The 25,115-nt window shown below is 43.7% G+C and carries 31 protein-coding genes and 1 pseudogene; 9 read left to right on the forward strand and 23 right to left on the reverse strand.

All coding sequences use genetic code 11. From position 1 onward, the window contains the following. Positions 1–3 precede the first annotated feature (3 nt). From KNO65_RS03775 to KNO65_RS03805, 7 genes are all read left to right on the forward strand, one after another. Entirely contained in the window at positions 4–294 is a 291-nt protein-coding gene (locus KNO65_RS03775; RefSeq protein ID WP_047795070.1) for an EscU/YscU/HrcU family type III secretion system export apparatus switch protein, read from the forward strand. Next, positions 291–671, forward strand: coding sequence for a flagellar protein FliS (locus tag KNO65_RS03780; RefSeq protein WP_159562646.1), 381 nt, complete (start codon positions 291–293; stop codon positions 669–671). The genes KNO65_RS03775 and KNO65_RS03780 overlap by 4 nt, the downstream gene beginning before the upstream one ends. After that, on the forward strand, positions 655–1,557 hold the full coding sequence (locus KNO65_RS03785; protein WP_214781709.1) for a flagellin N-terminal helical domain-containing protein: 903 nt from the start codon (positions 655–657) through the stop codon (positions 1,555–1,557). The genes KNO65_RS03780 and KNO65_RS03785 overlap by 17 nt, the downstream gene beginning before the upstream one ends. A 24-nt stretch (positions 1,558–1,581) precedes the next feature. Further along, positions 1,582–2,025, forward strand: coding sequence for a YaaR family protein (locus tag KNO65_RS03790; RefSeq protein ID WP_074036246.1), 444 nt, complete (start codon positions 1,582–1,584; stop codon positions 2,023–2,025). A 9-nt stretch (positions 2,026–2,034) separates the two neighbouring features. Further along, positions 2,035–2,700 carry a DUF2225 domain-containing protein gene (locus KNO65_RS03795; protein ID WP_214683860.1) on the forward strand — a complete coding sequence of 222 codons (666 nt, stop codon included), beginning with the start codon at positions 2,035–2,037 and terminating at the stop codon, positions 2,698–2,700. Positions 2,701–2,964: 264 nt separating this feature from the next. Further along, on the forward strand, positions 2,965–3,465 hold the full coding sequence (locus KNO65_RS03800) for a DUF1572 family protein (RefSeq protein WP_214781711.1): 501 nt from the start codon (positions 2,965–2,967) through the stop codon (positions 3,463–3,465). Positions 3,466–3,570: 105 nt separating this feature from the next. After that, complete coding sequence (locus KNO65_RS03805; protein ID WP_214781713.1) at positions 3,571–4,044, forward strand: AraC family transcriptional regulator; 474 nt, start codon at positions 3,571–3,573, stop codon at positions 4,042–4,044. A 149-nt stretch (positions 4,045–4,193) separates the two neighbouring features. On the opposite strand, the gene KNO65_RS03810 is transcribed toward KNO65_RS03805, so the two are convergent. Beyond that, positions 4,194–4,820: a hypothetical protein gene (locus KNO65_RS03810; RefSeq protein ID WP_078147330.1), complete on the reverse strand. Its 627-nt coding sequence runs from the start codon at positions 4,818–4,820 to the stop codon at positions 4,194–4,196. Positions 4,821–4,958: 138 nt separating this feature from the next. After that, positions 4,959–5,141 (reverse strand): hypothetical protein, encoded by a 183-nt coding sequence (locus KNO65_RS03815; protein ID WP_214690645.1) that lies wholly within the window; start codon positions 5,139–5,141, stop codon positions 4,959–4,961. Between the two features lie 160 nt (positions 5,142–5,301). Here KNO65_RS03815 and KNO65_RS03820 point away from each other — a divergent pair, with 160 nt between their 5' ends. Next, on the forward strand, positions 5,302–5,679 hold the full coding sequence (locus KNO65_RS03820; protein WP_214781715.1) for a DUF3021 family protein: 378 nt from the start codon (positions 5,302–5,304) through the stop codon (positions 5,677–5,679). Positions 5,680–5,713: 34 nt separating this feature from the next. Here the strand turns inward: KNO65_RS03820 and fliT are convergent, their stop codons facing one another. The 18 genes from fliT to KNO65_RS03910 form a co-directional block, all read right to left on the reverse strand. Then, the gene (gene fliT, locus KNO65_RS03825; protein WP_074036236.1) at positions 5,714–6,067 is read right to left on the reverse strand and encodes a flagellar protein FliT; all 354 of its coding nucleotides are present in this window, start codon (positions 6,065–6,067) and stop codon (positions 5,714–5,716) included. Then, positions 6,064–6,438 (reverse strand): flagellar export chaperone FliS, encoded by a 375-nt coding sequence (gene fliS, locus KNO65_RS03830; protein ID WP_074036234.1) that lies wholly within the window; start codon positions 6,436–6,438, stop codon positions 6,064–6,066. Before fliS ends, fliT begins: the two co-directional genes overlap by 4 nt. Positions 6,439–6,452: 14 nt before the next feature. After that, positions 6,453–8,102 carry a flagellar filament capping protein FliD gene (fliD, locus tag KNO65_RS03835; RefSeq protein WP_214781718.1) on the reverse strand — a complete coding sequence of 550 codons (1,650 nt, stop codon included), beginning with the start codon at positions 8,100–8,102 and terminating at the stop codon, positions 6,453–6,455. A 15-nt stretch (positions 8,103–8,117) separates the two neighbouring features. Then, complete coding sequence (locus KNO65_RS03840; protein ID WP_159562655.1) at positions 8,118–8,474, reverse strand: flagellar protein FlaG; 357 nt, start codon at positions 8,472–8,474, stop codon at positions 8,118–8,120. 135 nt (positions 8,475–8,609) lie between these two features. Then, positions 8,610–9,653, reverse strand: a complete 1,044-nt coding sequence (gene pseI / locus KNO65_RS03845) for a pseudaminic acid synthase (RefSeq protein WP_214781720.1) — start codon at positions 9,651–9,653, stop codon at positions 8,610–8,612. 29 nt (positions 9,654–9,682) lie between these two features. After that, complete coding sequence (locus KNO65_RS03850; protein WP_214781722.1) at positions 9,683–10,525, reverse strand: methionyl-tRNA formyltransferase; 843 nt, start codon at positions 10,523–10,525, stop codon at positions 9,683–9,685. A 14-nt stretch (positions 10,526–10,539) separates the two neighbouring features. Beyond that, positions 10,540–11,511, reverse strand: coding sequence for a PseG/SpsG family protein (locus KNO65_RS03855; protein ID WP_214781724.1), 972 nt, complete (start codon positions 11,509–11,511; stop codon positions 10,540–10,542). A 29-nt stretch (positions 11,512–11,540) separates the two neighbouring features. Continuing rightward, positions 11,541–12,278: a cytidylyltransferase domain-containing protein gene (locus KNO65_RS03860; protein WP_353047418.1), complete on the reverse strand. Its 738-nt coding sequence runs from the start codon at positions 12,276–12,278 to the stop codon at positions 11,541–11,543. Positions 12,279–12,281: 3 nt separating this feature from the next. Next, positions 12,282–13,454, reverse strand: coding sequence for a UDP-4-amino-4,6-dideoxy-N-acetyl-beta-L-altrosamine transaminase (gene pseC, locus KNO65_RS03865; protein WP_214781726.1), 1,173 nt, complete (start codon positions 13,452–13,454; stop codon positions 12,282–12,284). 42 nt (positions 13,455–13,496) lie between these two features. After that, positions 13,497–14,462 (reverse strand): UDP-N-acetylglucosamine 4,6-dehydratase (inverting), encoded by a 966-nt coding sequence (gene pseB / locus KNO65_RS03870; RefSeq protein ID WP_214781728.1) that lies wholly within the window; start codon positions 14,460–14,462, stop codon positions 13,497–13,499. A gap of 59 nt (positions 14,463–14,521) precedes the next feature. Continuing rightward, complete coding sequence (locus tag KNO65_RS03875) at positions 14,522–16,423, reverse strand: motility associated factor glycosyltransferase family protein (RefSeq protein ID WP_214781730.1); 1,902 nt, start codon at positions 16,421–16,423, stop codon at positions 14,522–14,524. Between the two features lie 141 nt (positions 16,424–16,564). Continuing rightward, a complete protein-coding gene (locus KNO65_RS03880) occupies positions 16,565–17,389 on the reverse strand; it encodes a flagellin N-terminal helical domain-containing protein (RefSeq protein WP_214781732.1) in 825 nt (274 codons plus the stop codon). A gap of 178 nt (positions 17,390–17,567) precedes the next feature. Beyond that, positions 17,568–18,656 (reverse strand): DUF2920 family protein, encoded by a 1,089-nt coding sequence (locus tag KNO65_RS03885; RefSeq protein ID WP_214781734.1) that lies wholly within the window; start codon positions 18,654–18,656, stop codon positions 17,568–17,570. 76 nt (positions 18,657–18,732) lie between these two features. Next, a complete protein-coding gene (locus KNO65_RS03890; RefSeq protein ID WP_214781736.1) occupies positions 18,733–20,025 on the reverse strand; it encodes a methyl-accepting chemotaxis protein in 1,293 nt (430 codons plus the stop codon). A 123-nt stretch (positions 20,026–20,148) separates the two neighbouring features. Beyond that, positions 20,149–20,472, reverse strand: a complete 324-nt coding sequence (locus KNO65_RS03895; protein WP_214781738.1) for a hypothetical protein — start codon at positions 20,470–20,472, stop codon at positions 20,149–20,151. A 10-nt stretch (positions 20,473–20,482) separates the two neighbouring features. After that, on the reverse strand, positions 20,483–21,310 hold the full coding sequence (locus KNO65_RS03900; RefSeq protein ID WP_214781740.1) for a GNAT family N-acetyltransferase: 828 nt from the start codon (positions 21,308–21,310) through the stop codon (positions 20,483–20,485). 61 nt (positions 21,311–21,371) lie between these two features. Further along, the gene (locus KNO65_RS03905) at positions 21,372–21,551 is read right to left on the reverse strand and encodes a hypothetical protein (protein ID WP_214781742.1); all 180 of its coding nucleotides are present in this window, start codon (positions 21,549–21,551) and stop codon (positions 21,372–21,374) included. A gap of 57 nt (positions 21,552–21,608) precedes the next feature. Continuing rightward, on the reverse strand, positions 21,609–22,094 hold the full coding sequence (locus KNO65_RS03910; RefSeq protein WP_196431017.1) for a hypothetical protein: 486 nt from the start codon (positions 22,092–22,094) through the stop codon (positions 21,609–21,611). Between the two features lie 156 nt (positions 22,095–22,250). Here KNO65_RS03910 and KNO65_RS03915 point away from each other — a divergent pair, with 156 nt between their 5' ends. After that, positions 22,251–22,748: a hypothetical protein gene (locus KNO65_RS03915; protein ID WP_031422805.1), complete on the forward strand. Its 498-nt coding sequence runs from the start codon at positions 22,251–22,253 to the stop codon at positions 22,746–22,748. Between the two features lie 37 nt (positions 22,749–22,785). Here the strand turns inward: KNO65_RS03915 and KNO65_RS03920 are convergent, their stop codons facing one another. From KNO65_RS03920 to KNO65_RS03930, 3 genes and pseudogenes are all read right to left on the reverse strand, one after another. Beyond that, complete coding sequence (locus KNO65_RS03920; protein ID WP_214781744.1) at positions 22,786–23,721, reverse strand: DMT family transporter; 936 nt, start codon at positions 23,719–23,721, stop codon at positions 22,786–22,788. A gap of 103 nt (positions 23,722–23,824) precedes the next feature. Then, positions 23,825–24,112 (reverse strand): putative quinol monooxygenase, encoded by a 288-nt coding sequence (locus KNO65_RS03925; RefSeq protein ID WP_214781746.1) that lies wholly within the window; start codon positions 24,110–24,112, stop codon positions 23,825–23,827. A gap of 114 nt (positions 24,113–24,226) precedes the next feature. Further along, positions 24,227–25,082: pseudogene (locus KNO65_RS03930) on the reverse strand (YitT family protein). Positions 25,083–25,115 lie beyond the last annotated feature (33 nt).

Here is a 25,115-nt window from a genome sequence, read left to right on the forward strand (position 1 = left end):
CCGATGTACCAACGCATGGATTTGACGAAACGTAAGACGGCCGCGGTCGTCCGCTATGATGAAACGACGGATAAAGCGCCCGTCATCGTCGCCCGCGGGACCGGAGCCGTCGCTGAAAAGATTTTACAGGAAGCACGTGCCCGAGGAGTAGCGGTCGAGAACGACCATTCCTTGCTTGGCCATTTGCTCGACCTTGACCTAGGAGACGCCATCCCACCCCAACTTTATGATGTGATGGCAGAAGTGTTGTTGTTGATAGAGGAACTTGATTCGATCAAAGGAGAACAAAGATGAATTCAACCCAATTATATGAAATGAGGCCGGAAGAGCTGACTCAGGCGATGCTTCACGCACTCGTCTATCACTATAAACATGCGCAAGATTCGACGATTGCCGAACGAAACCGTCATCTTCGCCAAGCCCGTGAACTTTTAGTCAAACTTCACCAAGGACTCCATGACGGCGGCGGGATTATCGCGGCTCAACTGGATGAAATTTATCTATATATGGCAAACGCAAGCGTCGAAGCTATCATCGACCAGGATAAGGAAAAAATCGCCGAACTACATACGCTCGCAAGTGACCTCGATCAAACATGGGGTGAAGCAATGGAGCGTGCCAAGACCCAACCTGTCACGACTGGAGGAAACCGTTATGAAAATTACGAATAACGTCCAAGCATTAAAAGCGTATACATCTCTTTCCCTGAATCAAGCGTCAATGAAAAAAACGATGGATCGCCTCTCAAGTGGGATTCGCATCAACAAGGCATCTGATGATGCGGCAGGACTCGCCATCTCAGAGAAAATGCGGATGCGCCTCGACTCGCTCTCGATGGCAGAACGCAACACGCTCGACAGTATCTCACTCACGCAGACACTCGAAGGCGGGATGAACGAAACACACGCCCTTCTCCAACGGATGCGTGAATTATCGGTTCAATCAGCAAATGGAACGCTCAGTGAGGACGACGCCAAAGCTGTCCAGGAAGAAATTAACGCGTTGACTGCCGAAGTGACACGAATTGCCGAAACGACGGAATTCAACTCAAAGAAAATTATGAATGGCGAATACATGCAAGGCAATAATACGTTATTCTTCCAAATCGGTGCAGGTAACAACGAAGCCGTCATCTTAAATGTGGAAGATATGCGGGCGCATGCACTCAATATCACGATGACGACACCCGGTGGCGGAGAACTTACTGCCGTCGACCATGACAACGATTCGACGACACCCACTGAAACGTATTATGCATTGAGTGTGTTGACACCTGAGGATGCGGGTGATGCCATTTCGAAATTCGATGCAGCCATCAACAAAGTGTCACTCGAACGTTCAAAACTCGGAGCCATCCAAAATCGCTTAGAAGCGAACGTCAGCGTCGTCGCCATCGGCTCAGAAAACTTAACGGCGTCTGAGTCACGAATCCGTGATGCCGACATGGCCCGTGAAATGATGGACTTCGCACGTCTAAACATTTTGAACCAGTCCGGCATGGCGATGATTGCCCAGTCGAACGCATTGCCGCAAGGCGTGTTACAATTATTGAACTAACCTAAAGAAAGGACGGTTGCCCATATGGACATTCGTCGCATCATGGAGACGCAATCGCTCCTCGGCTCAAGTAAGGCAAAGCGCGCCGAAGTCGAACCCGGTGTCTCCTTCCAAAATGTGATCGGTCAGAAGCGCGAAGACCGGGAGCATGAACGCTTCCAACGTCAAATCGCTGCGATTCATGAACAAGGAGAGCTTCTAGCTGAAAGTCAGACTGTCGAAGCGCTTGCCGAATACAAACAAATGATTAAAGACTTTATGAAAGAGGCTGTAGACGCGGCACTCCGTCTCGAAGATAAACGCGGATTCAATCGCCGCGGGCGCGCGAAGATTTATAAGGTCGTCGAACAAGTCGACCAAAAACTCCTCGCGCTGACAGATCAGGTCATCTCGGGTGAGGCCTCTCGCCTTTCCCTACTCGACCAAGTCGGTGAAATTCGCGGATTGCTCGTCAATGTCTATGTGTGAGGTGTCGAGATGGCAGAACATTTGTTTTTGAAGAAAGTCAAATGTCCGTATTGTTTACAAGAAAGTAAGACGAACCGTGTCTTATCACGTCACATCCGTCCACTCGAAGTTGAGAAGGATGGCTACACAACGTATGATGGACCGAATCCTTATTTATACGAACCGACCGTCTGTGACCATTGTCACCTCGTCTTCCACGACTCGTTCGACAAGGTGCGCAAACATAACCGAGAAGCGCTTGAGACGAACTACTTCAATCAAGTGAATCCGGATGTGTTGAAAGGCGACCGTTCATATGAGCACGTCATCCTTCTCTATAAGTTCGCCGTCATGACGGCCCAATTGAGCGGACAAAAACCATCTGTCATCGCTATGCTCGGGATGCGAATCGTATGGATGTACCGATTGATTGGGGATGCAGCGTCTGAAAAAGAATGGATGCAGCGGACGCTCGATAAATACAATGAGGTGCAAGAAGCTTATACAGACCCGATTCGGACCGGATTACCGTACGACCAGCTCATGTTGCGGATTGCCGATTTGTCGGCCGCGCTCGACTACTACGAGGACGCGCGTCGCTGGTATGGGATTCTCCTCAACAGTAAGGAAGTATCGGAGCGCATCCGGAACCAGGCCCGTGATCATTGGGAAGAGTTTCGATTGGAACATGCCTAATCAGAAGTGTGGGACCTTGTGTCTCACACTTTTTGAATACAAAAAATCGCACTCATCCACTCACATCCAAACGCAATCGGTACAATTGATGAATAAGAGATCCACACAACATTGACTAGCCAGTACCCCTCATGTCGACTATGCGGTGACGTCTTGCAGGATGTATCACATGGAATCTCAATTGCTATAACATTAATTTAATTTTTAGTGGGATAGATATGGGGTATATTCAAAGCAGATACATACGAAGAGGAGGATCTTTTCATGTTTGAAACGCAATATCTCGATACCGTACGTGCTACGTTTAAAAGCCAGAAACAACTCGCTGAGCGTGCGCTCGTCCAAGTGAGTGAAGAGGACCTGCACAAGACACTTGCGCCGGACACACTCTCGCTCGCCCTGATCATCCAGCACATGGCGAATAACATGAAGTCGCGTTGGACCGATTTTTTGACGACAGACGGCGAGAAACCGGACCGTGACCGAGACGCCGAGTTCGAGGACCAGCAGCTATCCCGTGCGGAGCTCATGAAGGTTTGGGACGAGCGTTGGCAACTGTTGGATAATCTCTTAGCTGATTTGACACCAGATGACTTAGGGAAGAACGTGATGATTCGAGGGGAAGCGCATTCCGTGATTGACGCGATCGAACGCCAAGTGTCGCATTATGGGTATCATGTCGGACAAATCGTCTATCTGTCGAAGCTATTCGCCGGGAGCGACTGGGATGTGTTGTCGATTCCATTGCCGCATCAGCGTAAATAATAATTCCTGTTGCAACACTAACACTTCAACGAGATATTATTTCAATGAAGCACTTTTTTGGAAATCAAGACAATTGAATCAGTCAACTTTAATGGGGGTTATAAAATGGATATGACTTTAAAGCAATTGCCTGAGACTGAAATTGCATTTATCAGACGTACGGGTAGCTATTTTGAACCACAAGAACATTGGGGGAAATTAATACATTGGGCGACGGAACACAACCTTTACCCTCCATCAAGTCAATTTATCGGTATTTCATTAGATAATCCGAACGATGTTGATCCTCATGAATGTAGACATGATGCTTGTGTCACAGTTCCTAAAAACTTTGATAAAACAGGACACGGGGAGATACAATTTAAAATGCTAGAAGGTGGTCAATACCTCGTGCACCATTTCTACGATACTCCAGAAAAACTGAGTGAGACGTATAAATATATTTTTGAAGAATGGTTACTAGAACGCGAATATTCAGTGGACGAATCTAGAAATACCTTGGAGTTCAATTTGAACAATCCAGCTGAAGATCCCGACGGAAAATCTAAAGTCGATTTATATGTACCCATTAAGAATTAAGATTTTACAAAATGAAAAAATTAAGATACAAGGAACTCTCAAAATATGAGAATCCCTTCTTATATTCTCTATGCTAACCACTATGCTTATTGTGTAGTAATAATCAACCATGAGACTAGGCGTACCGATTTTATTCGGCACGCCTACTCTTATTTTGTCACGTTAAGTGTATATTCGTAGCGGTCTTCTGCCACTTTGTCGAAGTTCTCGTTGAATGGTCCATCGATGACGACTTTCAAGTCCGTCAGCTCTTCTGGTTTTGCTTTCACGAAGAAGAGGACGTTCCCTTCTTTCTTCACCTTTCCTAAAAATTCTCCACCGACGTCATCTGAGAACCATAAGTCCGAAGACACCTGTTCCCCTGTGTTCGTCACCAGTGTTGCCTGGTTCGGATGGAAGCTCATCGTCTCGTCGACCGTATTCTCGACCAACATGTTCATCGCGACGACCGTCACCTCTTCTTGTCCATCGAATGAGTCGCTATAAGCTTCTGCGACCGTGAGGCGTGACGTCTGTACTTTGTCGATGGCGAATTGAATCGGACCCATCGTCTCCGTGATCGTGAGTGCCTTATTCTTCATGTAGATCTTGTTCGTACCGAGTTCACTTTCTTGGACGTCCGTCTCTTCAACAGTCGTCTCCTCTGGTACGTTCGCTTCCGCCTCTACCACTTCTTCCGTATCCGTCGCCGTCGTCTTCAGTTCGTCTGCTTCCCCGCAACCGACAAGTAGTGCGAGCGGTACCGCCACCAGTAAGCCAAATCGTTTCATGTTCATCTTCATCTCTCCCTTTTCTTAATCCAAGTGATGTTGTGGTTAAGACGAATATAACGAATTGACAAACCGAACCGTATTAAGAAAAAGTTCCAGGTAAAATAAAAGTCAAGGTCCATAATCGGATCTTGACATGTATACTTATCCTCTTGATTTCAGCTCTTCTTCCTCGTATGGGTCAGGACGATCCTCAAACGGCGTATCGTCCTCGACGTACGCTTCAAGTTTCGGGTCCCGTTCCACGTATTCATCGTACGCTCCCTCTGGACCATAGACGAAATAACGGCGCTTCCGTGACGATATCTTGGACTCTTTCTCACGCATCTCGTTTCCCTCCCTCTTTCCAGAAAAGAAGCAACGGCTACATTGATGTTTACCCGATTATAGCGGAAAACAGACGTCATTTCATCTATACCCTTTATATGAAACTTTTCCTTTCCACAGCCGTATACATTTACAACGATTCGATGAAAGGAAGATTCATATGCAACTATTGAAAAAAGGAATACTACGGAGTCTCATTTGGTCGCTGCCATTCGCGATACTTGCTCTCTATCAAGGGTGGTCAGGGAATACAGAGGCTGTGCATAAAATGTTTATCTACGCAGGAGTCGCCTTCTTCCTCGGGCTCACAAGCGTTATTTATGAAGTCAAACAGTGGTCGTTCAAGAAACAAATCTTCATTCATTGGAGCGTTATGCACGTGACAATCCTACCACTTCTCTGGTTCGGTCGGTCTACGCCAATCACATCGCTTCAAGATACCGCACGTCTCTATTTAAACTTCACGGTGAGTGGTCTGATTTTATTTACCGCTTCTTATTTCATCATCCGGATGCGTCGACAAGTCAAAGCCTCTTAACACAAAAGCTCGAAGGCGCATGCCTTCGAGCTTTTTACGTCTGTTGGTCAAATAGACCGGAAAAGTTAGAATCGACGTCTTCATATGGGTCGACATACGATTTGACAGTCTTCCGTTCCATCCGGGCTGTCCCTAGCGTCATCCCTAGACGCTGGTGCTCGGCTTCAATGAGACGAGAAATCTTTTGACTATCGTCGACGAGTTGCCTGAGGACCTTTTGATCGGCTTTTTCCAAATCGGGACCGTGTGCTGCCAGCAACTGTTCCCGATCATCTAAAAGCTCATGGATTTGTTCCATCCATGTATCATACGTCGGTTCTTCCGGGACTTGTGCGAGCAGTTCTTTCAAGCGTTGCGTCTTTAAGATGATTTCATCAATCGGTCTCATGACTGCTTCGCGAGTTTCATCGCTTCCTTCCACGTATCACGTAGTTCGGTCGTAAAATCAAGTACCTCGTCAAGGATAGCTGTATCGTTCTTGACGTTCGCATCAACGAGGCGGCGCCACATGTAGTCATAGAGCGAATCTAAGTTCGCTGAGACAGCGATGTCTTTATTGAGTGTCAGACGAAGTTCCCGAAAGATAGCTTGCGTCTTTTGAATGTTGACGTTCTTTAAATCAGGGTTACCTTGATCGATTGCAAGCTTGGCGAGGCGCATGAACTTGAGCGCTCCGTCATAAAGCATAAGCGTCAGTTCCTGTGGATTTGCGGTCGTGACCGCATTGTTTTGATATGCTGCATATGGATTGGCTACCATTTAAACTCCTCCTCTTACATGCCTCCGCCTAAAAACTGTGACAGCGATGCCGCTTGAGCATTCGCTTGGTTCATCGCTGTTTCCATCGCTGTGAAACGACGGTAATAGGCGTTTTCTTTATCGACGAGTAAATCATTTAACCGCTTGATACGCGAATCAATATCGGTCATTTCTTTCCCCATCGAATGGGTTTGTGCGCCAGAACCTTCCGCTCCTGCGATTCGTGTAATCGTATCGCGCGAATCTTTGGCAGCATCTCGGATTTGTGGCAATAATCCAGTTTCAGCATCTGTAAACAACTGATATACTTGCTCCGGATCTTTTTCGATAGCCGCTTTTAGCTTTTCTTCATCGAGTTCGATTTTACCACCATTGGTGAAATCCGCTCCAGTCGAAAGACCGATTTGGAACAATCGTGACATGTCGATGTCATTCGATGCAGCAGTAGCACTCGACCATTTGCTCCGAAGATTGTCCATAGTTCCACGTAAAATCGTATCCCCGCGGAGCATACCGCTCATCGCTTTTTCTTCCCACTTTTTGATTTCGTCTTCAGATAACTCATCACGTTGAGCTTGAGTCAACGGTGAAAACGAACGGAATCGTTCTTCTCGTGTCTTTTTGTTCATGAGGTCGATGGTCTCATTGTATTTATCAACGAACCCTTTAATTCCGTCAAAGATTTTTTGAGTGTCTGTCGCAGCGGACAAGTTTACTTTTGTGCCATCACTGAATGAGGACTTTAATGTAATGGTCATATTATCAATCGTGAATGTGTTTGAACTTTGGGTCAACGTAATGCCGTTCACATCTACAGATGCATTCGTCCCGGCTACGAATCCGCTTAGATCAAATAGTGTTTTAGCTGCAGTGCCTTCAAATTCGATGATTGATTGTTCACCTGTATTTTTACGAGTTAATGAAATCTTTCCAGAAGTTTCATCAAAGAACGTACTAATTCCCGTCTTCGTGCCATTCATTGCAGTGACTAGATCTTTAAACTTAGCATTCTCATCAACGTATACTGTCTGTAAAGCTCCACCGTCTTCGTTACGGAAACGAACTTGATAGCCGGCTTCATACACGACTTGTGCACCTTCAGGGATTGTCACTCCACTATCGAACGTAATCTTCCCAGTTGCCGCATCGTAAGTATGAGCTAACGAAATCGCATTCCCATCTTTATCTGTAAAAGTTGGCGGATTATTCGGTAACGGCTTCACCGTCAGTTCAGTTGTACCCGCAGTTAACGTTTGTTTCCGAATGCCCACTTCCAACCCGAGTGTCGAAACTGCCGTGTCATTTGTGATGCCTCCACCATTTGCCCTCGCAACATGAGAAGCCGAGGTAGCCAACGTCGCTGAGTTGATAGTAAGTGAAGCATTTCCACTTGATGGACCTGCAACGACAGATACACGCGATTCATCAGAGGATGAAGCCGTTTTAGCGTAATAGTTTCGGCTGAACATCATATCGACCGCGCTGTTTCGTAATGCTAACAGTGAACGGTTGACCTCACGATAAGAGTCACGCCGCCATTCGGTCAATTGTTTTTTCTGTTCTAAACGATCTACTGGAATTCGTTCTGCTTGCATCATTTGTTTAATGATACTATCGGTATCGATTCCACTGGCTAATCCGCCAAATCGAATTGGTGATGTCATATGCCCACTCCTTTTTTATATACGTTCGTCGAATAAATGATTAAACTCCATAAACGCCGCAAAGAAATCCATTGATTTTTTACTTGGGATTTCACGGATTACTTCATTGTTCGCATCGACGATTTGAATATAATAATCATTCAGTTTTTCGTGCTTCATAAATTTCAAGCCGGTACGTTGCTTTTCAAGGACTTGATTCGCCTTCTCGACCGCTGCCTCTAACTTTGTAATGTGTTGAGGCGTCGGAAGAATAACAATACCTTCATCGGCGAGTTGAGTTTGATTGGCCTCAACGAACACATTTTTAGTTTGCTCATACGGTAATACAGAAGAAGGCAAGTGAAGTCTGACTTCAGAAATGGTCGGATTCATAGTCTTCTACTCCCTCACATGTTATGGTCTCATTTCTTATATCGGTCAAAATACTTATTCCTTAAGTTTCTTCTTTCTCACACATAATAAAGAGGCGACGTAACCGTCGCCTCGACAATCATCTTATTTACTTTACTAAATCAAATTCCAACTCATTGGTGTTCCACGCTCGATATCTTTTCTTGCCACTTTACCAAGAATGGAATCGATATGTTTTGGAGCCAATCCATGTCCTGGACGAATTGACCTGACATGTTCAGTCGTGAAGACTTCCCCAGCTTGAATATCTTTCACAACAAATAACGAACGTGCGAACTCACGATTCTTTACTTTCTTCTCGTTTAATTGATAGTCGACGCGCCCTAATGCTTGTTCCGCTTCTCGAACAGCATCGACCATCGCTTTAAACTCATGAGGCTCTAAAGAAAAACTAGCGTCTGGGCCGCCGATTGATTTATCTAAAATAAAATGTTTTTCAATCACCTTCGCGCCCAACGCGACAGACACGATCGGTGCAGTGATTCCAAGAGTGTGATCCGACAATCCGACTTCGACACTGAAAGTCTCTTTCATATTTTGCATCGTTAAGAGATTCGCATCCTCAATTTTTGCTGGATAGGCTGACGTACATTTCAATAATATGATTTGCTCGTTTCCAACTTTACGACAGACGGATACTGCATCTTCAATTTCTTGAAGCGTTGCAATTCCAGTTGAGATGATGATTGGTTTGTTCTTGGAGGCAACATATTCAATGAGTGGTAGATCAGTGATTTCAAATGAAGCGATTTTGTACGCAGGTACCTGTAAGCTTTCTAATAGATCCACAGCAGTAGGGTCGAAAGGACTTGAAAAACAAACGATATCCAACTCTTTTGCATAATCCATCAACTCTTTATGCCACTCCCACGGCGTATAGGCCTCTTGATACAAATCATAAAGTGTGCGACCATCCCAAATCGTACCACTTTTAATTGTAAAATATTCTTTACTTGATTGGATGGTAATGGTGTCAGGAGTATAAGTTTGTAACTTAATTGCATCTGCACCAGAATCCTTTGCAGCTTTTATTGTATCAAGTGCGAGCTGAATATCTTGATTATGGTTCGCCGATAATTCCGCGATAATAAATGTACTTTTAGTATTCTTTGTAAAAATATCTTGAATATTAATAGGCATTCTTATACACACCTCGTAGTTAATCACATTTAAATAATTTCATAGTCAACTATTTTTAAAACATTGTCTTTACACCGTACATAGTAGTCACTATCGATTTTCTCAATTACGCCAATAGTGTCCAAGTTACTTATTGAATCAGAGCATTGAATTATTTTATGAATAATTATCTTACTGCCATTCTTCAAATAATAATAAGCACCTGGATATGGTTTAGCTTGTGCTCTCACAAAATTAATTACTTCAATAGTATTTTTAAAAAAATCTATGTAGCCCATTTCAGGAGTTCTTCTTCCAAAGTAACTTCCTTGACTTTCATTCTGTACTTTAGGCAATATTCCACTCTGTATATCTGTCAAAGAGTCCAATAGTAAGTCCGGGTATTCTTTTTCAAATTTTATCAACAAGTCATACCCAGTATCATCTTCCTCAATTTTAATTCGTATCTGCTTAATTATATTTCCAGTATCTACACCTTCGTCAATTAAGTGTGAAGTAACACCGCTGTATGTTTCGCCATTTATGATACTCCAAACGTGTGGGGTTCTTCCTCTATATTTTGGTAATAATGACCCATGAAGGTTTATAGCCACCTCCACAGAATTAATGATTTTAGAAGGTAAAATATATCTGTAATTTACACTCACTAGATAGATAGAATTCTCGATTAAGATTTGTTCCAGTAGCTTATTTCCTTCTTTCCTTACATCTATATAGGAATAGGGAATATTATTAACTTCACAGTATGAATCCACACTATGCTCACTCATGTCTTTATGAGTTAATACAAACACAACATCATACTTGTTTTGAATTAAAGTATCTAAACAAACTTTTCCTAGTTTACCAAAACCACAAAATATCATCCTCATTACAACAAACACCTCTACTTTAACAATCGATCAACTATTCTCTTACATCCACGACCATCAATTAAACCTTTTGATTTATGATAGAACTCTAATCTACTGTCATAAGTTTTTAAATGATTAATCTCAAAAAGTAAGTTTTCAATCCAAAAAGGATCATCTGAGTCAATCAAACAATTAATTACATTGAAATCAAACAATCCATTTATATTGTTTTGTTGATTTTCAGCAGTTTTGATTGGTATGAAAGGAGTATTCGTAGCAGTTAATTCATATACAGTTTGTCCAGCAGCAGTAATTGAAAAATCGGAATCAATCATTAACTCTTTCATTTCATAAGCACTTGCATTATTAATAATATTTACATTCTCGATTCTATTTTCGTCTATAAGTTCAGGACTGCTTTTTCCGTTCCCTAACACTATATCAAAAGAGAATAATGGAAAATGGGGAATTACTTTCTTGATTATTTCTTCTGTCAATCCTTTTGCATCTGATCCACCTAGAGTAACAAGGACTTTTTTTACATCCTCATTAATGATTCGTTCTCGCTTGTTAGTGAATTCTTTACGCAAAATAATATAATCTGGTCCGCTCAGTTCATTCTCGTTATTTTTAACTGATGATTCTTTGATTAATGCAGGAGTCAAAGTAATTCCTTTTGGATAATTTAGTCTATTGTAATCATCAATATACATACAATTAACTGATTTTAACTTAATATATTCAAGCACTTCTATATCAGCAATATATGAATCAATGATGCAATATGTTTGGTCAAATGAATTCCTTTCAAGATAGGATAAAGATAACCAATCAGCTATCTCATATTCTTTATTGGATAACATTTCAATTCTTTCTAAATCGGTATTAACAATGAGTTTTGCATTCAATCCCCTCAATACAATTTCATCATATAATGCACTACATCTAGAAATATGACCAAATCCGTTATCGTTTCCACCCTCAGTGAAAATTATAATATTCATACAAATACATATCCTTTGTCAGATCTACATTAATATTTTTTTTGTTCAATATGAGAATTGATGATACTTAGATCTGGATTATTTTCCAATAGATTTAAAATTTCAGATAAATAAAATGAGTGAGTTCCTGTATAAAGTTTCTTATATATGCTTGTAATCAGTTCTAAGTCTTCTTCAGTATCTAAAGTCAATCGATAGTTCGATGCATTTATTGGGTTAATATGATGATATACATTTTGACTTTTTTCATACATATAGGGTGTAACATGTTCTATATGATAATCTTCACTATGGTTATTAAATGCATCGCTTAGTAATTCACTCGAGAAAATTTCAATATCTAAACCTCGTGGAAATGTTCTTTTACTCAAATCCTGGCCCGCATTTGTTACAATGTCGTATCGATTATTATGATACGTTTCAATCATTTGGTCTATTACGAAAGGATCTATCAAGGGACAATCTGAAGTGATTCGAATCACCACGTCAGCTTCGGCTTCCGTAGCTGCCTCATAGTATCGACTCAGTACATTATCTGAACTTCCACGAAATACACGAACACCATATCGCTTTGCTTCCTCCGACAATACATCGTCTTCACTCAAAGTTGTCGTTGCAACGATGATTTCATCAATTAATTTCGCTTGTTTTACTCGAGTAATCACATGGTCAAGCACCGTGCGGCCCTGCAGTTTCATCAATACTTTCCCAGGAAGCCTCGTTGAGCCCATCCGTGCTTGAATAATCGCCACCGTTTTCATAGCCATTTTTCACTTCCCATATCGTTTTAACACTTTTTTCACCGCATCGATCACATCGTACACATCTTCCTCAGTCATCGCAGGAAATAGAGGGAGTGTAATGATATCTTCGTATAGCGTTTCTGCGTGTGGACAAATCCCTTTTTCATACCCTAGCTCTTGATAATATGGCATCCAATGAACAGGAATATAGTGGACGTTGACTCCAATGTTTTCATTTAATAAGGCCTCAAACAGTTCTTTCCGTGAACCGTTTAACCGGTTTTGATTTAAGCGAATGATATATAAGTGCCAGCTTGACTCTCCACTTTCATCTTGATGCGGTATCGTAATTTCAGATAACTCGCGAAATGCCTCATTATATAAAGAAACATAGTGTTTTCGTAAATCAATAAATCGTTCAATCTTCTTCAATTGGCTTGTTCCAAGGACAGCTTGAATATCTGTCATTCGATAATTGAAACCCAAAAACTGCATTTCATAGTACCAAGGACCATGGTGATCAACTAACTGTTCAACACTTTTTGTAATTCCATGGGTCCGAAATTGCAATAATTTACGATAATACACTTCATCATTTGTCGTGATGATTCCACCTTCACCCGAAGTAATATGTTTAACAGGATGAAAACTAAACATCGTCATATCACTTAGTGCACCGATTCGTTTCCCTTGATAGGTGGCACCTAACGCATGAGCCGCATCTTCAATGACGACTAAGTCATGTTGTTCGGCAATTCGATGAATCTCCTGCATCGCTGCAGGTTGACCTGTAAAGTGGACAGGGATGATGGCTTTTGTGCGTGGAGTGATGGCTTGTTCAATCGCATTCGGGTCTATGTTATACGTCGTTGGATCAATGTCAGCAAATACAGGTATTCCTTTTTGATAAAGAACACAATTCGCACTAGCTGCAAAAGTCATCGGGGTGGTGATGACTTCATCCCCCTCACCAATTCCTGCTGCAAAACAGGCACCGTGTAGGGCGGCCGTCCCATTAGAAAAGGAGACAGCATATCGAGCTCCAACATACTGAGCGATTGCTTGTTCAAACTCATCAACAGCAGGACCAGTTGTTAAAAAGTCACCTCGTAACGTATCGACCACAGCTTGAATATCTTCTTCATCGATCCATTGTCTGCCATAAGGCAGAAACGTGTTTCTTACAGGTTGATCAATCAATCTAAACTCCCTCTCATCAAAAAAATGACTATGCCGTCTTCCTTATTTCACTAACTCTCTTAATTCATCGACCGATAACCACTGATTGTTTACATTACTGACGTATGTAAACCCTTCTGGTAACGACTTTCCACCATTTGAATACTCTGCACTCCACCAAGGGAACTCAGGTTGAATGACAAAATAATTGTCGTACTCTAACGTGTGTCGTGCATCATCTTCCGTAATCATTGCCTCATGTAATTTCTCACCTGGGCGAATCCCCACAATTTTGATGTCGCACTCAGGAGCAATCGCCTCAGCCAAATCAAGAATCGACATACTTGGGATTTTCGGAATAAAAATCTCTCCACCGTTCATACGTGTCAAACTATCGATAACAAACTGGACACCTTGGTCTAATGTGATCCAAAAGCGAGTCATCCGATCATCGGTCACTGGAATGACCGTTGCTCCGTCTTGCTTCAACTTCTTGAAGAATGGTACAACGCTGCCTCGGCTTCCGACGACATTACCGTATCGAACGACAGCAAATCGTGTGTCTTTATCCCCGGCATAAGAGTTACCAGCGACAAACAATTTATCTGATGCCAATTTAGTTGCACCATACAAGTTAATCGGACTTGCAGCCTTATCCGTACTTAGTGCGATAACTTTTTTGACACCACGATCAATAGCCGCTTCAATAATATTTTGAGCACCATGAATATTTGTTTTCACGGCCTCGAATGGATTATACTCGCAAGCTCCGACATGTTTGAGCGCCGCAGCGTGGATGACAATATCTACTCCATCAAATGCACGATAAAGGCGTTCTTTATCACGAACGTCCCCAATAAAAAAACGGACACGGGGATCTGTAAATTCTTGCGCCATTTCATATTGTTTTAACTCATCACGACTAAATACGATGACCTTTTTTACGTTTTGTTTTAATACGGTGGAGATGAATTTTTTCCCAAAAGATCCTGTACCACCCGTGACTAAAATTGTCTGATTTGTAAACATGCTTATATACTTCCTCTCTCATGCAAAATGTCTAATAAATATATGATTGGCGCTACTTGTTACTTAATAGTTTCTGCATACGCTTGTTTTATCTTGTGAAGTTGAGTTTGTAGTTCTTGAATCGACTCAAACATTTGCGACAAAATCGAAAGACGTAATGCACTCGTTCGATTATATCGATTATGGAATTTAATTTTATTTTGAATGATTAATAAATTGACGAGTTGAAGCGGCATGATATGTGTTCGGAAAGATGGCGCTTCAATCATCGCATCCCAATCCCGTAGCATTTTTTCAAACTCATCGATTGTGACCGCTTTTTGATTCATAGCGCGACCCAATCGTTTTTCAAGCATTTGTAATCGTTCGCTCACACTATCAAGTAATTGTTGTACATGCTCAATCGGGACATTTAATTCTGATTCTCTGACTTGTTCAAGTTTCTTTTTTTGAATCGGTGTGGTGTGGAGCCTTTCAAGGGATTGATACGAAACTCCGTCAATTCGAGCACCTTTCTCCGCGTAGTTGACTAGTTTTTCTTTTAATCCGAGCTGTGACTTGATTAATGCTTGGTAACTAGTTAAAAAACCAAATAAGATTGGTGTGGTTTTCCCCATCTCACCACTATTCAATGGTACGTCATATAACGTTTTAGTGAACTGACCATCGTTTGAAGAAGCTTGTTTGACCGAAGCACTATAATATTCACCTTCTCGCAATGCTAAATCTTGTCCGATCAATCCAATTGAATCAAAGTCCAAATAATTCGCAAATGCAACCGCTGCTAACGCCACCGTAGGGTACGTACTGAAAGCTGTTTTTGTATAGGGTAGCAAATCTTGTGTAATTTTAGCATCAGCATAAGGGACAAGTAACCCCTTTGCTCGCTGTGGAATCTGATGATTCACTTGTAACGAATAGACAAGTGGGACATCAATTTCAATATCGTTGAAGAAATGAGCGTTAGCTTCACCAGCGTCAATTGATATGACAAAGTCCGGTCGGATTTCATTCTCCAGTAAAACTTTAACTGTCTGACCAATCGCAATGATATAGTATGCGCGCTGAGCCTGTTTAAGATAAGGGATTGCATCTTCTAGTGAAGGACCCCCTGCAATCATTAACGCATCGTATCCTTTAAAATGGTGTTGAAGGTAATCGATATTAAAAAGACGATTTAAATTTTCTTTTAAGTACTTCGCATTTTTAAATGACTCTTGATACCAACTCTCTGTATACACTTTACGTGTCGCTAAATCAATTCGACTCTCACTTAAGTAATTTCGAACCAATTTTAATAATTCGAGTAATACTATTGTATCCTCATAAAGAGAATGTTTGATAACTTCCGTTTTCAAACCAATAAACGATTGAAACTTCGATTGCAATAACGCTTTATAGTCATCTTGCGAATCAAGAAAAGACAAGACTGAGTCACCTTTAATATTTGACGGTAAGTTGAGTGGATCAATCGTCAAGACATGATATTGTTTTATCAATTCAGTATGAAACATCCCACTTCCATACCCTAAAAGTATAATAGCTTCCGTGTCATCAGCAATCTTGGCTTGCAACCGTTCAAACTCTAAAAGCGTTTCACTAACGAAATAATGACTACTACCGTTTTGCTTTACAAGAGCCATCTCGTTCTCGTGATAACGGAACGGGACGACGATTTGATTCTGATGTTCTACTTCTATTAATGCCTCATATTCTCTAATCAATAATTGTAAATTATCATGGACAACATTGGCATACAGTTGTGGATTTTCTTGTTTTATTGCTTGAAGCTCCGATACATGTTCCACTGTCCGAATTCCATTAGAATGAATATTTTCGCCAAATAGTCGAATGATTCCCACAATCTCATCTATGACATCCCATGCTTCGCTTTCAGCGAGTAAGACAAGTTGATTCGAGATGTCTCGAAGCTCTTTAATAATATTTTGTAATTGCGACATAAGGCACTCCTTTTGTTTAAAAGTTCATCTGTATATAGTATACAATTTCAATATATGAATATCGATAGACTGACAAATTTATTTAAAAAAAGGGAAACAGACTTTATGTCTGTTTCCCTTTTTTATGGTTTTAATTAAATCTTAACGTAACAACTGAAGTACAGCTTGTGGCTGTTGGTTCGCTTGAGCAAGCATGGCTTGAGCAGCTTGGTTCAAGATGTTGTTTTTCGTGAAGTTCATCATTTCTTTCGCCATATCTACGTCACGGATACGTGATTCAGCAGCTTGAAGGTTCTCAGCACCAACATTCAAGTTGTTGATTGTGTGCTCAAGACGGTTTTGTGTCGCCCCGAGTTTCGCACGTTCAGAAGACACAGTACCAATAGCAGTATTAATTGTTGTAATAGCAGCGTTAGCACCCGATTGCGTTGCAACAGTAACAGCATTTACACCAAGACCAGTAGCAGACATGTTACCAATTCTCAACTCGATGTTTTGTGAAGCGTTTGCACCGATATGGAATTTAACACCTGCACCTGAAGCAGCAAATGTACCACTCATTAAAACTTTAGTGTTGAATTCAGTATTGTTAGCAATACGTGTGATTTCACTTGTCAACTCTGTTACTTCTTTTTGAAGTTCTGTACGGTCAGCGTTTGTGTTCGTATCGTTCGCCGATTGAACAGAAAGTTCACGCATACGTTGAAGGATTGAGTGCGTTTCGTTCAATGCACCTTCAGCTGTTTGGATGAGTGAGATTCCGTCTTGTGCGTTACGTGACGCTTGATCAAGACCGCGAATTTGTCCACGCATTTTTTCAGAGATTGCAAGACCAGCAGCGTCATCGCCAGCACGGTTGATGCGAAGACCTGAAGAAAGTTTCTCCATTGCCTTCCCAGAGTTAGTTGTGTTGAACGACATGTTACGGTGTGCGTTCATTGCGTTAAGGTTGTGGTTGATAATCATTGTAATTTCCCTCCATAGGTTTGAGTTTTTCCGCTCTTCCAAATCCGTTTGTCCGAGCACGTAAGGTTTAGGCCGGCCCCTCACCTTACATTTGTTGGAACGTTTTATCGTTTCCATACTCTATATCGGAGCATCTTCAGAGAACTTTAATCATTTTTATAAAAATAAATACTTTTCTTTATTTTGACTCTTGAAAATGAAAGATAGGCAATCCTCCAGAGGAATCAACCTCTATATGTAATGATCCAATGTTTACCTCATAATTCAACGGTATTTCTTCAATCAACGTTAAAGGTTTTTCCATTTCGAGTGCCCATGAAAATAACTCAAGAAAATCTGCATCTAACCCATGATTATTCGACTTGAATCTTATTTGATCCACTTTTTCTTTCGTTATCAACGAAAACTCAGCTCTTGGAATGGAACTAATAATCCTTTCTTTTTCGATATGATCTATTAAATTATCCTCATCTCCTTGGAAGGAAATGATTTGTGCAGAACCATTGTAGTTTTTATATAGATTTTCTAAATTAAGATATGATTTGTTATCAATGATTTCTTTAGCTAAATATTCAAACTCAACAGCAAGTGTCAACGTTCCGACTTGTTGATAGAGAATTCGGTTTTGCTTCATATAACTCGGCTCTATCCATGCCGAGTTATCAATAAGGTAAGAGAATAGATGGGGAGACAAACAATTACTTAGATGTAATAAATAAGCTCCATGTGAGTGACCATACCCTATTATCCTTTTTTCATCGAAAGAATAACCATTATCCTTAACAATCGCCTTAACAATTTCAATAGATGTAATCAAGTCAATAGCTTGCATATATCCCATATCATTAAACTCATCAATACTTTCAGTCAAATTTGCCTTTGCAGGCAACGTAGCGTTCTTTGTCGACAATATAGATAAAAGCTGAGATTGGTTTGTATTTGTTTGCTGAATTTCATCATGAGTCAACAATTCTTCTAGAGTCGTAATGTCGCTAAAATTAATTGAATCAGTCGACTGCATATAAGAACTTCCAAAGTAATCACATTGTATCGTTATCAAGTTGAATTGATCCGCAAACATACTTCTCATTTTTGTATATACTTTTGAATCAATATTCCCTCCAAATCCAGGAACTAAAATTAATAACCCCGTCGTCTCATCCACTCCTCCTGCGGGCGTTGAAAAATCAATACGCAATTCTCGCCCACCTGCTCCAGAGTAAATATTATAGTGCGCTGGGATTTTCATACTATGTTGTTCTGACAAAGATAACCCTCCTTATCTCTTTGATTTTTCCTGAAAATAATGAACGACCCATAAATGGGTCGTTCATTATTTAATATTACACTTCTACTTTCATCTGTTCCGTTTCATTCTGCAAACTCTCCGCGACTCGAACAAGTTCAGACATCGCCCCGTTCACTTCTCCAAGACTTGCCGCTTGCTGGCTCGCGGCTGACGTCACTTCATTCGCATAACGCGACGCTTCTTCGACCATACCGACGATGCCTGCCGAGTTTGTCACAACCGAATCGATCTGACCACGTGACTCATCGAGGAGTGAATCGACCGAATGGACATGGCTGTATACTTCATTTGCGGAATTGTGAATCGATGCGAACGCACCACCTGCTTTTTCAACTAAACCGACACCTGTCTCCACTTCTGCTTTGACGTTCGCCATTGAAGACGATGTATCGCCAACGAGACGCTTCACGTCTACGATGAGATCCGTGATTTCTTGAGTCGAGTTCGCCGTTTGTTCCGCGAGCTTTTTCACTTTTGCCGCTACGACGGCGAATCCACGCCCATGCTCACCGGCACGTGCCGCTTCAATCGATGCGTTCAAGGCAAGCAAGTTCGTCTGTGCCGAAATGTCACTGATGACATCCGTGATCCGTGAGATCTCGCCTGTCATTTCCGTCAACTGGCTGTTAAGTGTTGATGATTGCTCCACTTTCCCAGCAATCGCATGCATCGCATTGACGGAAGACGAGGCAAGACCTTTCCCGCTCTCTGCTTCCTGTTGCATCTCGCTCGCCGAATCAAGCGCCGATGACATCTCTTGGCGGATGCTCTCCATCGTACGCGCGACCGCTCCGAGCAAGTCCATCGAGTTATATGTCGCACTGACGTTATCTTCTAACATTTTGTTGAGAGAATCCATCGCCGAACGGATACTTTCTCCTGCAACGTTCCCTTCTTGAACTGAAGCTGCAATTTCCTGTGCCGAACCCGTCAATTGGTCAGCCGTGTAACGCATGTTCGTGCCTTGTTCCCGAAGGTGTTCGACCATGTTGTCCATCGACAAGAGCAAACGTCCCATCTCTGAACGATCCGTCGTCTTCTCGTCAGCGAAGTGCACCGTCAAATCACCATTCCCAACTTCAACAGCTTTTTCAGAAGCCATCTCGACCGCTTTCAGTGGACGACGGGCAATCAAGTAAATAACGATTCCGCCGAGTGATGAGATGAGTAATGCCACGACCGTACCGACGAGCATGACTTGACCTTGTTCCATCTCGAGTTCCGTCAAGAGTAATAGGGTGATGTAGCCGACCGCTCCGCCCGTGATAAAGGACGTGACCAAAATCCACGCGAGCAATTGCGTCGTAAAGTTTTTAAATACTTTCACTGTTTGTTCCTCCTCATTGTGTTCATCACTCCTTATATCGTCCAATTTCCAATGAATGTATAGCGTTTTCAGTTGAACGTTTGGTCAATGAAAAAACGTACCCCCGTCAAGGAGTACGTTTCGTTAGAATGCTTCATCGTCACGTTCGACGTGCACCACACGACGTGGTGTCGTCGCCGCGTCAATCGCGAGCGTGATGGCAGCCGCCCAGTGCAGCATCATGCCGACAAATGGAATGAAGCCGAGCACCGAGGCCGCAATTCCGACCGCCGCCCCGTAAGAGAATCGATTCAGTTGACTGAACGAAAGAATCAATACGATCACGTGGTACACAAACATGAAACCGAGGGGCGAATAGCCCATCCCGATGATAAAGAGACCGCCAAGAAGCGGAATCCCGAGGAAGGCTTCAAACGCCGCACCGAGCCATTTCAGATTTTTCACCATGTGGTTCACCTCATAATTCGATCATGTAAAACTCATAGCCGCCATTCTCCGCAAAACCGGCGCGTTTGTAGATCTCGAGCGCCGCCTTGTTTTCCGTCTCGACATCGAGCTCGACTTTCGTCCGGCCCATGCGGAACAGTTGTTGGACCATCTGTTTCAACATTTTCGTACCGTAGCCTTTGCCTTGTTCGCCTGCTTTGACCCCGAACGCATGAATGCTTGCCGCGTCGTCCCCTGTAAGAAGGGCGCGAATCACACCGATCGGTTTGCCGTCCACTTCACCGATATACGTCACGCGGTCTGGCGTATCGATTTGTTGATAGATGTTTTCCGTCACATCGACCGGATCTCCGAACGCCTCGCTGAGCGTCGCGATGATGAGCGGACGGTCGTCTGCTGTCGCCTCACGTAGCGATACCTCGTCCGGCTTCAAGAAGAGTTCCGCTTTTTTCAAGACGAGATTGTATTCCGAGAACTGATACGCCGCCTGAAGATGCTCGAGCACCGCTTTCCCGGATGCCGAGTTTCGGTCGATGACGAACGTGAATGCTTCGCAACCGTTCAACTTCGCGTCTTGTTTTGCCGTTTCGAGTAGTGCCGTGAAGACACCTTGTTTCCGGTATTCAGGATGAACGAGCGCATTCACTTCATACTCGTTCGGAAGATACGGGAAAAGCATGAGATAACCAACGAGCGTCTCCCCGTCATATACCGCATAGTCGTTCTGCCCGACCGACTCATGCCCAACCTTTACGTCGATCTTGTCGTTTGCGTTGACCACTTGTTCTAACGCCTTGACGTCATCTGCCTGTCTTACTTCTTCTACTGTCCAATTCATTCATATCACCTCATCTGTTATTGTAGCACAAAGGAAAAAGCCCGCCGGAGCGAGCAGACTCTCAGTCATTCCGTTCATTCTGAAAAAAATGAGTCACTTCTCGCATCGTGACTGAGATGACGATGACGACAGCCAAGGTGATCAAGCTCTCTTGTTTCGGTAAATCAAATACATACATCGCAACGATAAACAGAAGGGCTACAATCAATCCTTCTGTATAATCCCTTCCTCTCGTTCGCACACGACCACCCATTCTAAAAAGACTGCAAACGATTCAGCCGCCTACAGTCTCATCATATTACAACGTCCGGAACTCTAACTCAGGTAGTGTCTCGATCAACTCGGCAATCTCGTCCGTATGCGCCTCCGCACCTGGGACGGCCTCTGTCGGTTCGACCCAGAAGAACGTCTTGTCGTTCGTCCCGAGGTAGTTGCCGTAGCCGATTTCTGTCGCGAACGCTTCTTGAGTCAATTCGCGGTCGATCAAGTCCAGGTGGAACAAGAGTTGGTCGTCCCCGTCCTCAACGTTATAGTATAAATCGAACGTACCGTAGCTCTTCGTGTCCCCGATGTCGACGACGTCCTGCGCCTTCTCGATATAGACATCACCTCGCTCGATCGCCTCGACAATCTTCGACGGCAAGATAATCTCATAACCGAGCTCACGGTCACGAATCGTCTGAGTCGTATCCTCTGTCCGTCCCCGGGACGAGACGACACCAACTGTCGCCACCAATGCACCTGTCACACCGAGCGCGAGCGCCCACTTCATCGATTTGTTCACAAGAACCACTCCTCACTTGTTAATGTCTTCACTTGATTATCCCACAAGTTAACGACTTTTCATTAAATATTCTGAAAAAATGTTTCCCCTTACATTGACGAGTGTCCGTCAATCCCATACGATGGTAGTAACGTACTATAGAAAAGAGGAACTGACATGTCTAACGAAACTACTTTGACACGCGCTCAGCTCGACGCGCTCTTGAAAAACGTCTTCGCCCTTCAAATCCCGGTCATCGAGAAATTCATGACGGATTTGTTTAAACAATATGTCTCCACGGCATCTACGTTCAAACAGGACATGGACACGATGAAAGCAACGGACTGGCACAAGCATTTCTTCGGTCAAAAAGTGATGCCGCACCTCTTCATCGAGAACCTTGGCTTCGGTGCATCGTTCCGTCACCAAGGTCAAGAAAAAGTCGTCAGCATCCCCGAGAATATGACAGTCGTCAAACCGGACTCAGACGCGCAAATCAAAGAGATTTTAGAGAATCTCGATCAGACGCTCGCATCAATGGATGGCGTCAAAAACAAAGGACTCGTCAAGAAGTTCTATAAAGAAACGCTCGAACTGATCTGCCAACTCGGTAGCCGTACCGGTATGATGGATGATTTCTATGACAAAGTCAAAGGCAGTTTGACAACAAGTTAATGACCATCCCCTCGCTCAAAAGACTGAGGGGATTTTTTTATGCCTCTTGTCGGACCACGGTCGGAAGCTCCATAAACTGACTCCGACTGTGGAAGACGACCCCGACCATGACGAGCGCGATCCCGGACAAAGCGATTGGCGATGGCATGACGGCATGCAGGAAGACCAGTTCCCCGATGAGCGCGAACAGGACTTCGAGCGCTTGCGTCGCTTCGACGGACGCCAGTCTTCCCATGTCATGTTTGACGAGATCGGTCGCCATGAAGAATAGCACGGTCGCGACAACCCCGGATAACAGGGCGACGAGGAATGTCTGCCCGAGCTGACTCGATGAGGGACGCCCCGTCGTCAACCCGTAACCGAACAACAGGAGCCAGACCGGGAGTGACCCGAGACACATTCCGAGGATTCGCTCGAACACGTCGAGGTCCGTGTGCTGCATCATCTTCCGGTTTCCGAGCGGGTAGGCAAATGCGGCGATGATGACCGGCACGACCCCAAGCCAAATGAACCGAGGTTCGAACGACTCGAAAAACTCCACTTGCATCATTACGACCCCAATGAGAATCAAGACCGAGAAGCGAAGTCCGCGCCATGGGATTCGCTCCCGTGTTCCGTCTGCCTTCTTGAAGAGTGGGGACAACAGTGCTCCGGCGACAATCGTCACTTGCCATGTGCCCGCAATCAGCCACGGGGGTGCGACCTCGGCTGCGAGACAAATCGGGACGTAAAATAGTCCGAACCCGACCGTCCCCCAAAGAATCCACGGACGAGGACTTTCTTTCAATGCTGAGAGGACTCGCTTGAGTCCACCACGAAATGCGACTACAACTAGCAATAACGGAATCATCCACAAAAAGCGGAGCGAGGCACTATAGGCAAAGCTGCCACCTCCGACTTGCATCACTTCGTTCAACACGAACGTGCTCGCAAAAAACAAGGCGGCGAAGACACCGAGTATGAGTGGACGCATGCGTTCCCTCCTTTCCGAATCCTGTCATGTTCTCGACATCTCGCCATTTCTCCTGCAAAAAACGGACGACCCTTGGCCATCCGTCTTTTTTATTCCTTCTTGGTCATCTCCGGAGTTCGAGTGCGGCAATCCGCTCCATCCGCTCGAGAATTGGCTTCGCCTGATCGATATACGCCCTCACTTCAACAAGCGACAACGACGCCGCATGCGCCTCCTCATTTCGCCATACTTCATAGACAAATACGGTATCCGCCTCATCGAGCGACACGTGAACCCGATACGATTCACAGTCCGATGTCGCCTCCATCTCCCGCGCCGCTTCCGACAAAATTGCCACTAGTCTGTCGCGTTGCCCCGCTTTCGTGACAAGCTTTCCAATCAGTGCGTACATTTCCAATCTTCCCCTTTCTCTTGCATCGACTTCTTCCACTTACCATATGCGATTTCCTGCTTGGTCGGTTCACACGTGTAGAGGTTAAAAAAACGGACGACCCTTGGCCATCCGTTAATGAATATCGCGTTTTTGGAAGTTCCCGCCTTTGACCTCTGTCACCTCATACACGACGACGAACGCTTTCGAGTCGACATCATCGATGATGTCTTTGATTTTTCGTTCTTCGAGCCGGTTGATGACACACGTGATTTCGTAATAACTTTCTTTGGAATATGCCCCTTGAATTTGATTCAACGTGGCGCTCCGTCCGAGACGGTCCCGAATCGTCTCGACCATCTCCTGCGGTTCACTCGTGATGATTTTGAACGTTTTTGCCCCGCTCAATCCCTCTTCGACGATATGAATCACTTTCGAGGCGATGAAGTAGGCGATGGCGGACAGGACCGCTCCTTGAAGACCAAACACCGTCGAGACAACGATAAAGACGAACGTATTTAAAAATAAAATCACTCGTACCGAACGGCAATTTACGGGATAACAGGACCGCCAACATGTCGATACCGTCAAGCGCTCCCCCGTTGCGAAGCGAAATCCCCATTCCGAACCCGAGTATGATCCCACCGACCACCGTGATGAGTAGCGCATCCCCTTCGATGATAGTCGGAACATGGTGCATAATGACCGTACCGACAGACAAAGACGCAATCCCGGTGACTGAAAGGATGGCGAAGCTCTTCCCGATTTGTTTATAACCGAGATAGACAAACGGAATATTTAACACCCCGATGAAAATACCGAGCGGCAGTCCCGTCAGTTGTGACCCGACAATACTGATTCCAGTGACGCCCCCGTCCGAAACGTTATTCGGAATGAGGACCGATTCCAATCCATACGCCGCGATGAGTCCCCCGATGATGTTCATCATCATTTGAAACGCCATCAACCACGTTTTGTTTTCTCGTTTCATCCTATAGACCTCCATCCATTGTTCAACAACCTT

This window comes from Exiguobacterium sp. S3 (assembly GCF_018617295.1).
GTDB classification, from domain to species: domain Bacteria; phylum Bacillota; class Bacilli; order Exiguobacteriales; family Exiguobacteriaceae; genus Exiguobacterium; species Exiguobacterium profundum.

Coding starts and splice junctions, on each gene's coding strand:
- KNO65_RS03775 (WP_047795070.1), top strand. CDS start 4: ATGTACCAACGCATGGATTTGACGAAACGTAAGACGGCCGCGGTCGTC.
- KNO65_RS03780 (WP_159562646.1), top strand. CDS start 291: ATGAATTCAACCCAATTATATGAAATGAGGCCGGAAGAGCTGACTCAG.
- KNO65_RS03785 (WP_214781709.1), top strand. CDS start 655: ATGAAAATTACGAATAACGTCCAAGCATTAAAAGCGTATACATCTCTT.
- KNO65_RS03790 (WP_074036246.1), top strand. CDS start 1,582: ATGGACATTCGTCGCATCATGGAGACGCAATCGCTCCTCGGCTCAAGT.
- KNO65_RS03795 (WP_214683860.1), top strand. CDS start 2,035: ATGGCAGAACATTTGTTTTTGAAGAAAGTCAAATGTCCGTATTGTTTA.
- KNO65_RS03800 (WP_214781711.1), top strand. CDS start 2,965: ATGTTTGAAACGCAATATCTCGATACCGTACGTGCTACGTTTAAAAGC.
- KNO65_RS03805 (WP_214781713.1), top strand. CDS start 3,571: ATGGATATGACTTTAAAGCAATTGCCTGAGACTGAAATTGCATTTATC.
- KNO65_RS03810 (WP_078147330.1), bottom strand. CDS start 4,820: ATGAACATGAAACGATTTGGCTTACTGGTGGCGGTACCGCTCGCACTA.
- KNO65_RS03815 (WP_214690645.1), bottom strand. CDS start 5,141: ATGCGTGAGAAAGAGTCCAAGATATCGTCACGGAAGCGCCGTTATTTC.
- KNO65_RS03820 (WP_214781715.1), top strand. CDS start 5,302: ATGCAACTATTGAAAAAAGGAATACTACGGAGTCTCATTTGGTCGCTG.
- fliT (WP_074036236.1), bottom strand. CDS start 6,067: ATGAGACCGATTGATGAAATCATCTTAAAGACGCAACGCTTGAAAGAA.
- fliS (WP_074036234.1), bottom strand. CDS start 6,438: ATGGTAGCCAATCCATATGCAGCATATCAAAACAATGCGGTCACGACC.
- fliD (WP_214781718.1), bottom strand. CDS start 8,102: ATGACATCACCAATTCGATTTGGCGGATTAGCCAGTGGAATCGATACC.
- KNO65_RS03840 (WP_159562655.1), bottom strand. CDS start 8,474: ATGAATCCGACCATTTCTGAAGTCAGACTTCACTTGCCTTCTTCTGTA.
- pseI (WP_214781720.1), bottom strand. CDS start 9,653: ATGCCTATTAATATTCAAGATATTTTTACAAAGAATACTAAAAGTACA.
- KNO65_RS03850 (WP_214781722.1), bottom strand. CDS start 10,525: ATGAGGATGATATTTTGTGGTTTTGGTAAACTAGGAAAAGTTTGTTTA.
- KNO65_RS03855 (WP_214781724.1), bottom strand. CDS start 11,511: ATGAATATTATAATTTTCACTGAGGGTGGAAACGATAACGGATTTGGT.
- KNO65_RS03860 (WP_353047418.1), bottom strand. CDS start 12,278: ATGGCTATGAAAACGGTGGCGATTATTCAAGCACGGATGGGCTCAACG.
- pseB (WP_214781728.1), bottom strand. CDS start 14,462: ATGTTTACAAATCAGACAATTTTAGTCACGGGTGGTACAGGATCTTTT.
- KNO65_RS03875 (WP_214781730.1), bottom strand. CDS start 16,423: ATGTCGCAATTACAAAATATTATTAAAGAGCTTCGAGACATCTCGAAT.
- KNO65_RS03880 (WP_214781732.1), bottom strand. CDS start 17,389: ATGATTATCAACCACAACCTTAACGCAATGAACGCACACCGTAACATG.
- KNO65_RS03895 (WP_214781738.1), bottom strand. CDS start 20,472: ATGGTGAAAAATCTGAAATGGCTCGGTGCGGCGTTTGAAGCCTTCCTC.
- KNO65_RS03900 (WP_214781740.1), bottom strand. CDS start 21,310: ATGAATTGGACAGTAGAAGAAGTAAGACAGGCAGATGACGTCAAGGCG.
- KNO65_RS03915 (WP_031422805.1), top strand. CDS start 22,251: ATGTCTAACGAAACTACTTTGACACGCGCTCAGCTCGACGCGCTCTTG.
- KNO65_RS03920 (WP_214781744.1), bottom strand. CDS start 23,721: ATGCGTCCACTCATACTCGGTGTCTTCGCCGCCTTGTTTTTTGCGAGC.
- KNO65_RS03925 (WP_214781746.1), bottom strand. CDS start 24,112: ATGTACGCACTGATTGGAAAGCTTGTCACGAAAGCGGGGCAACGCGAC.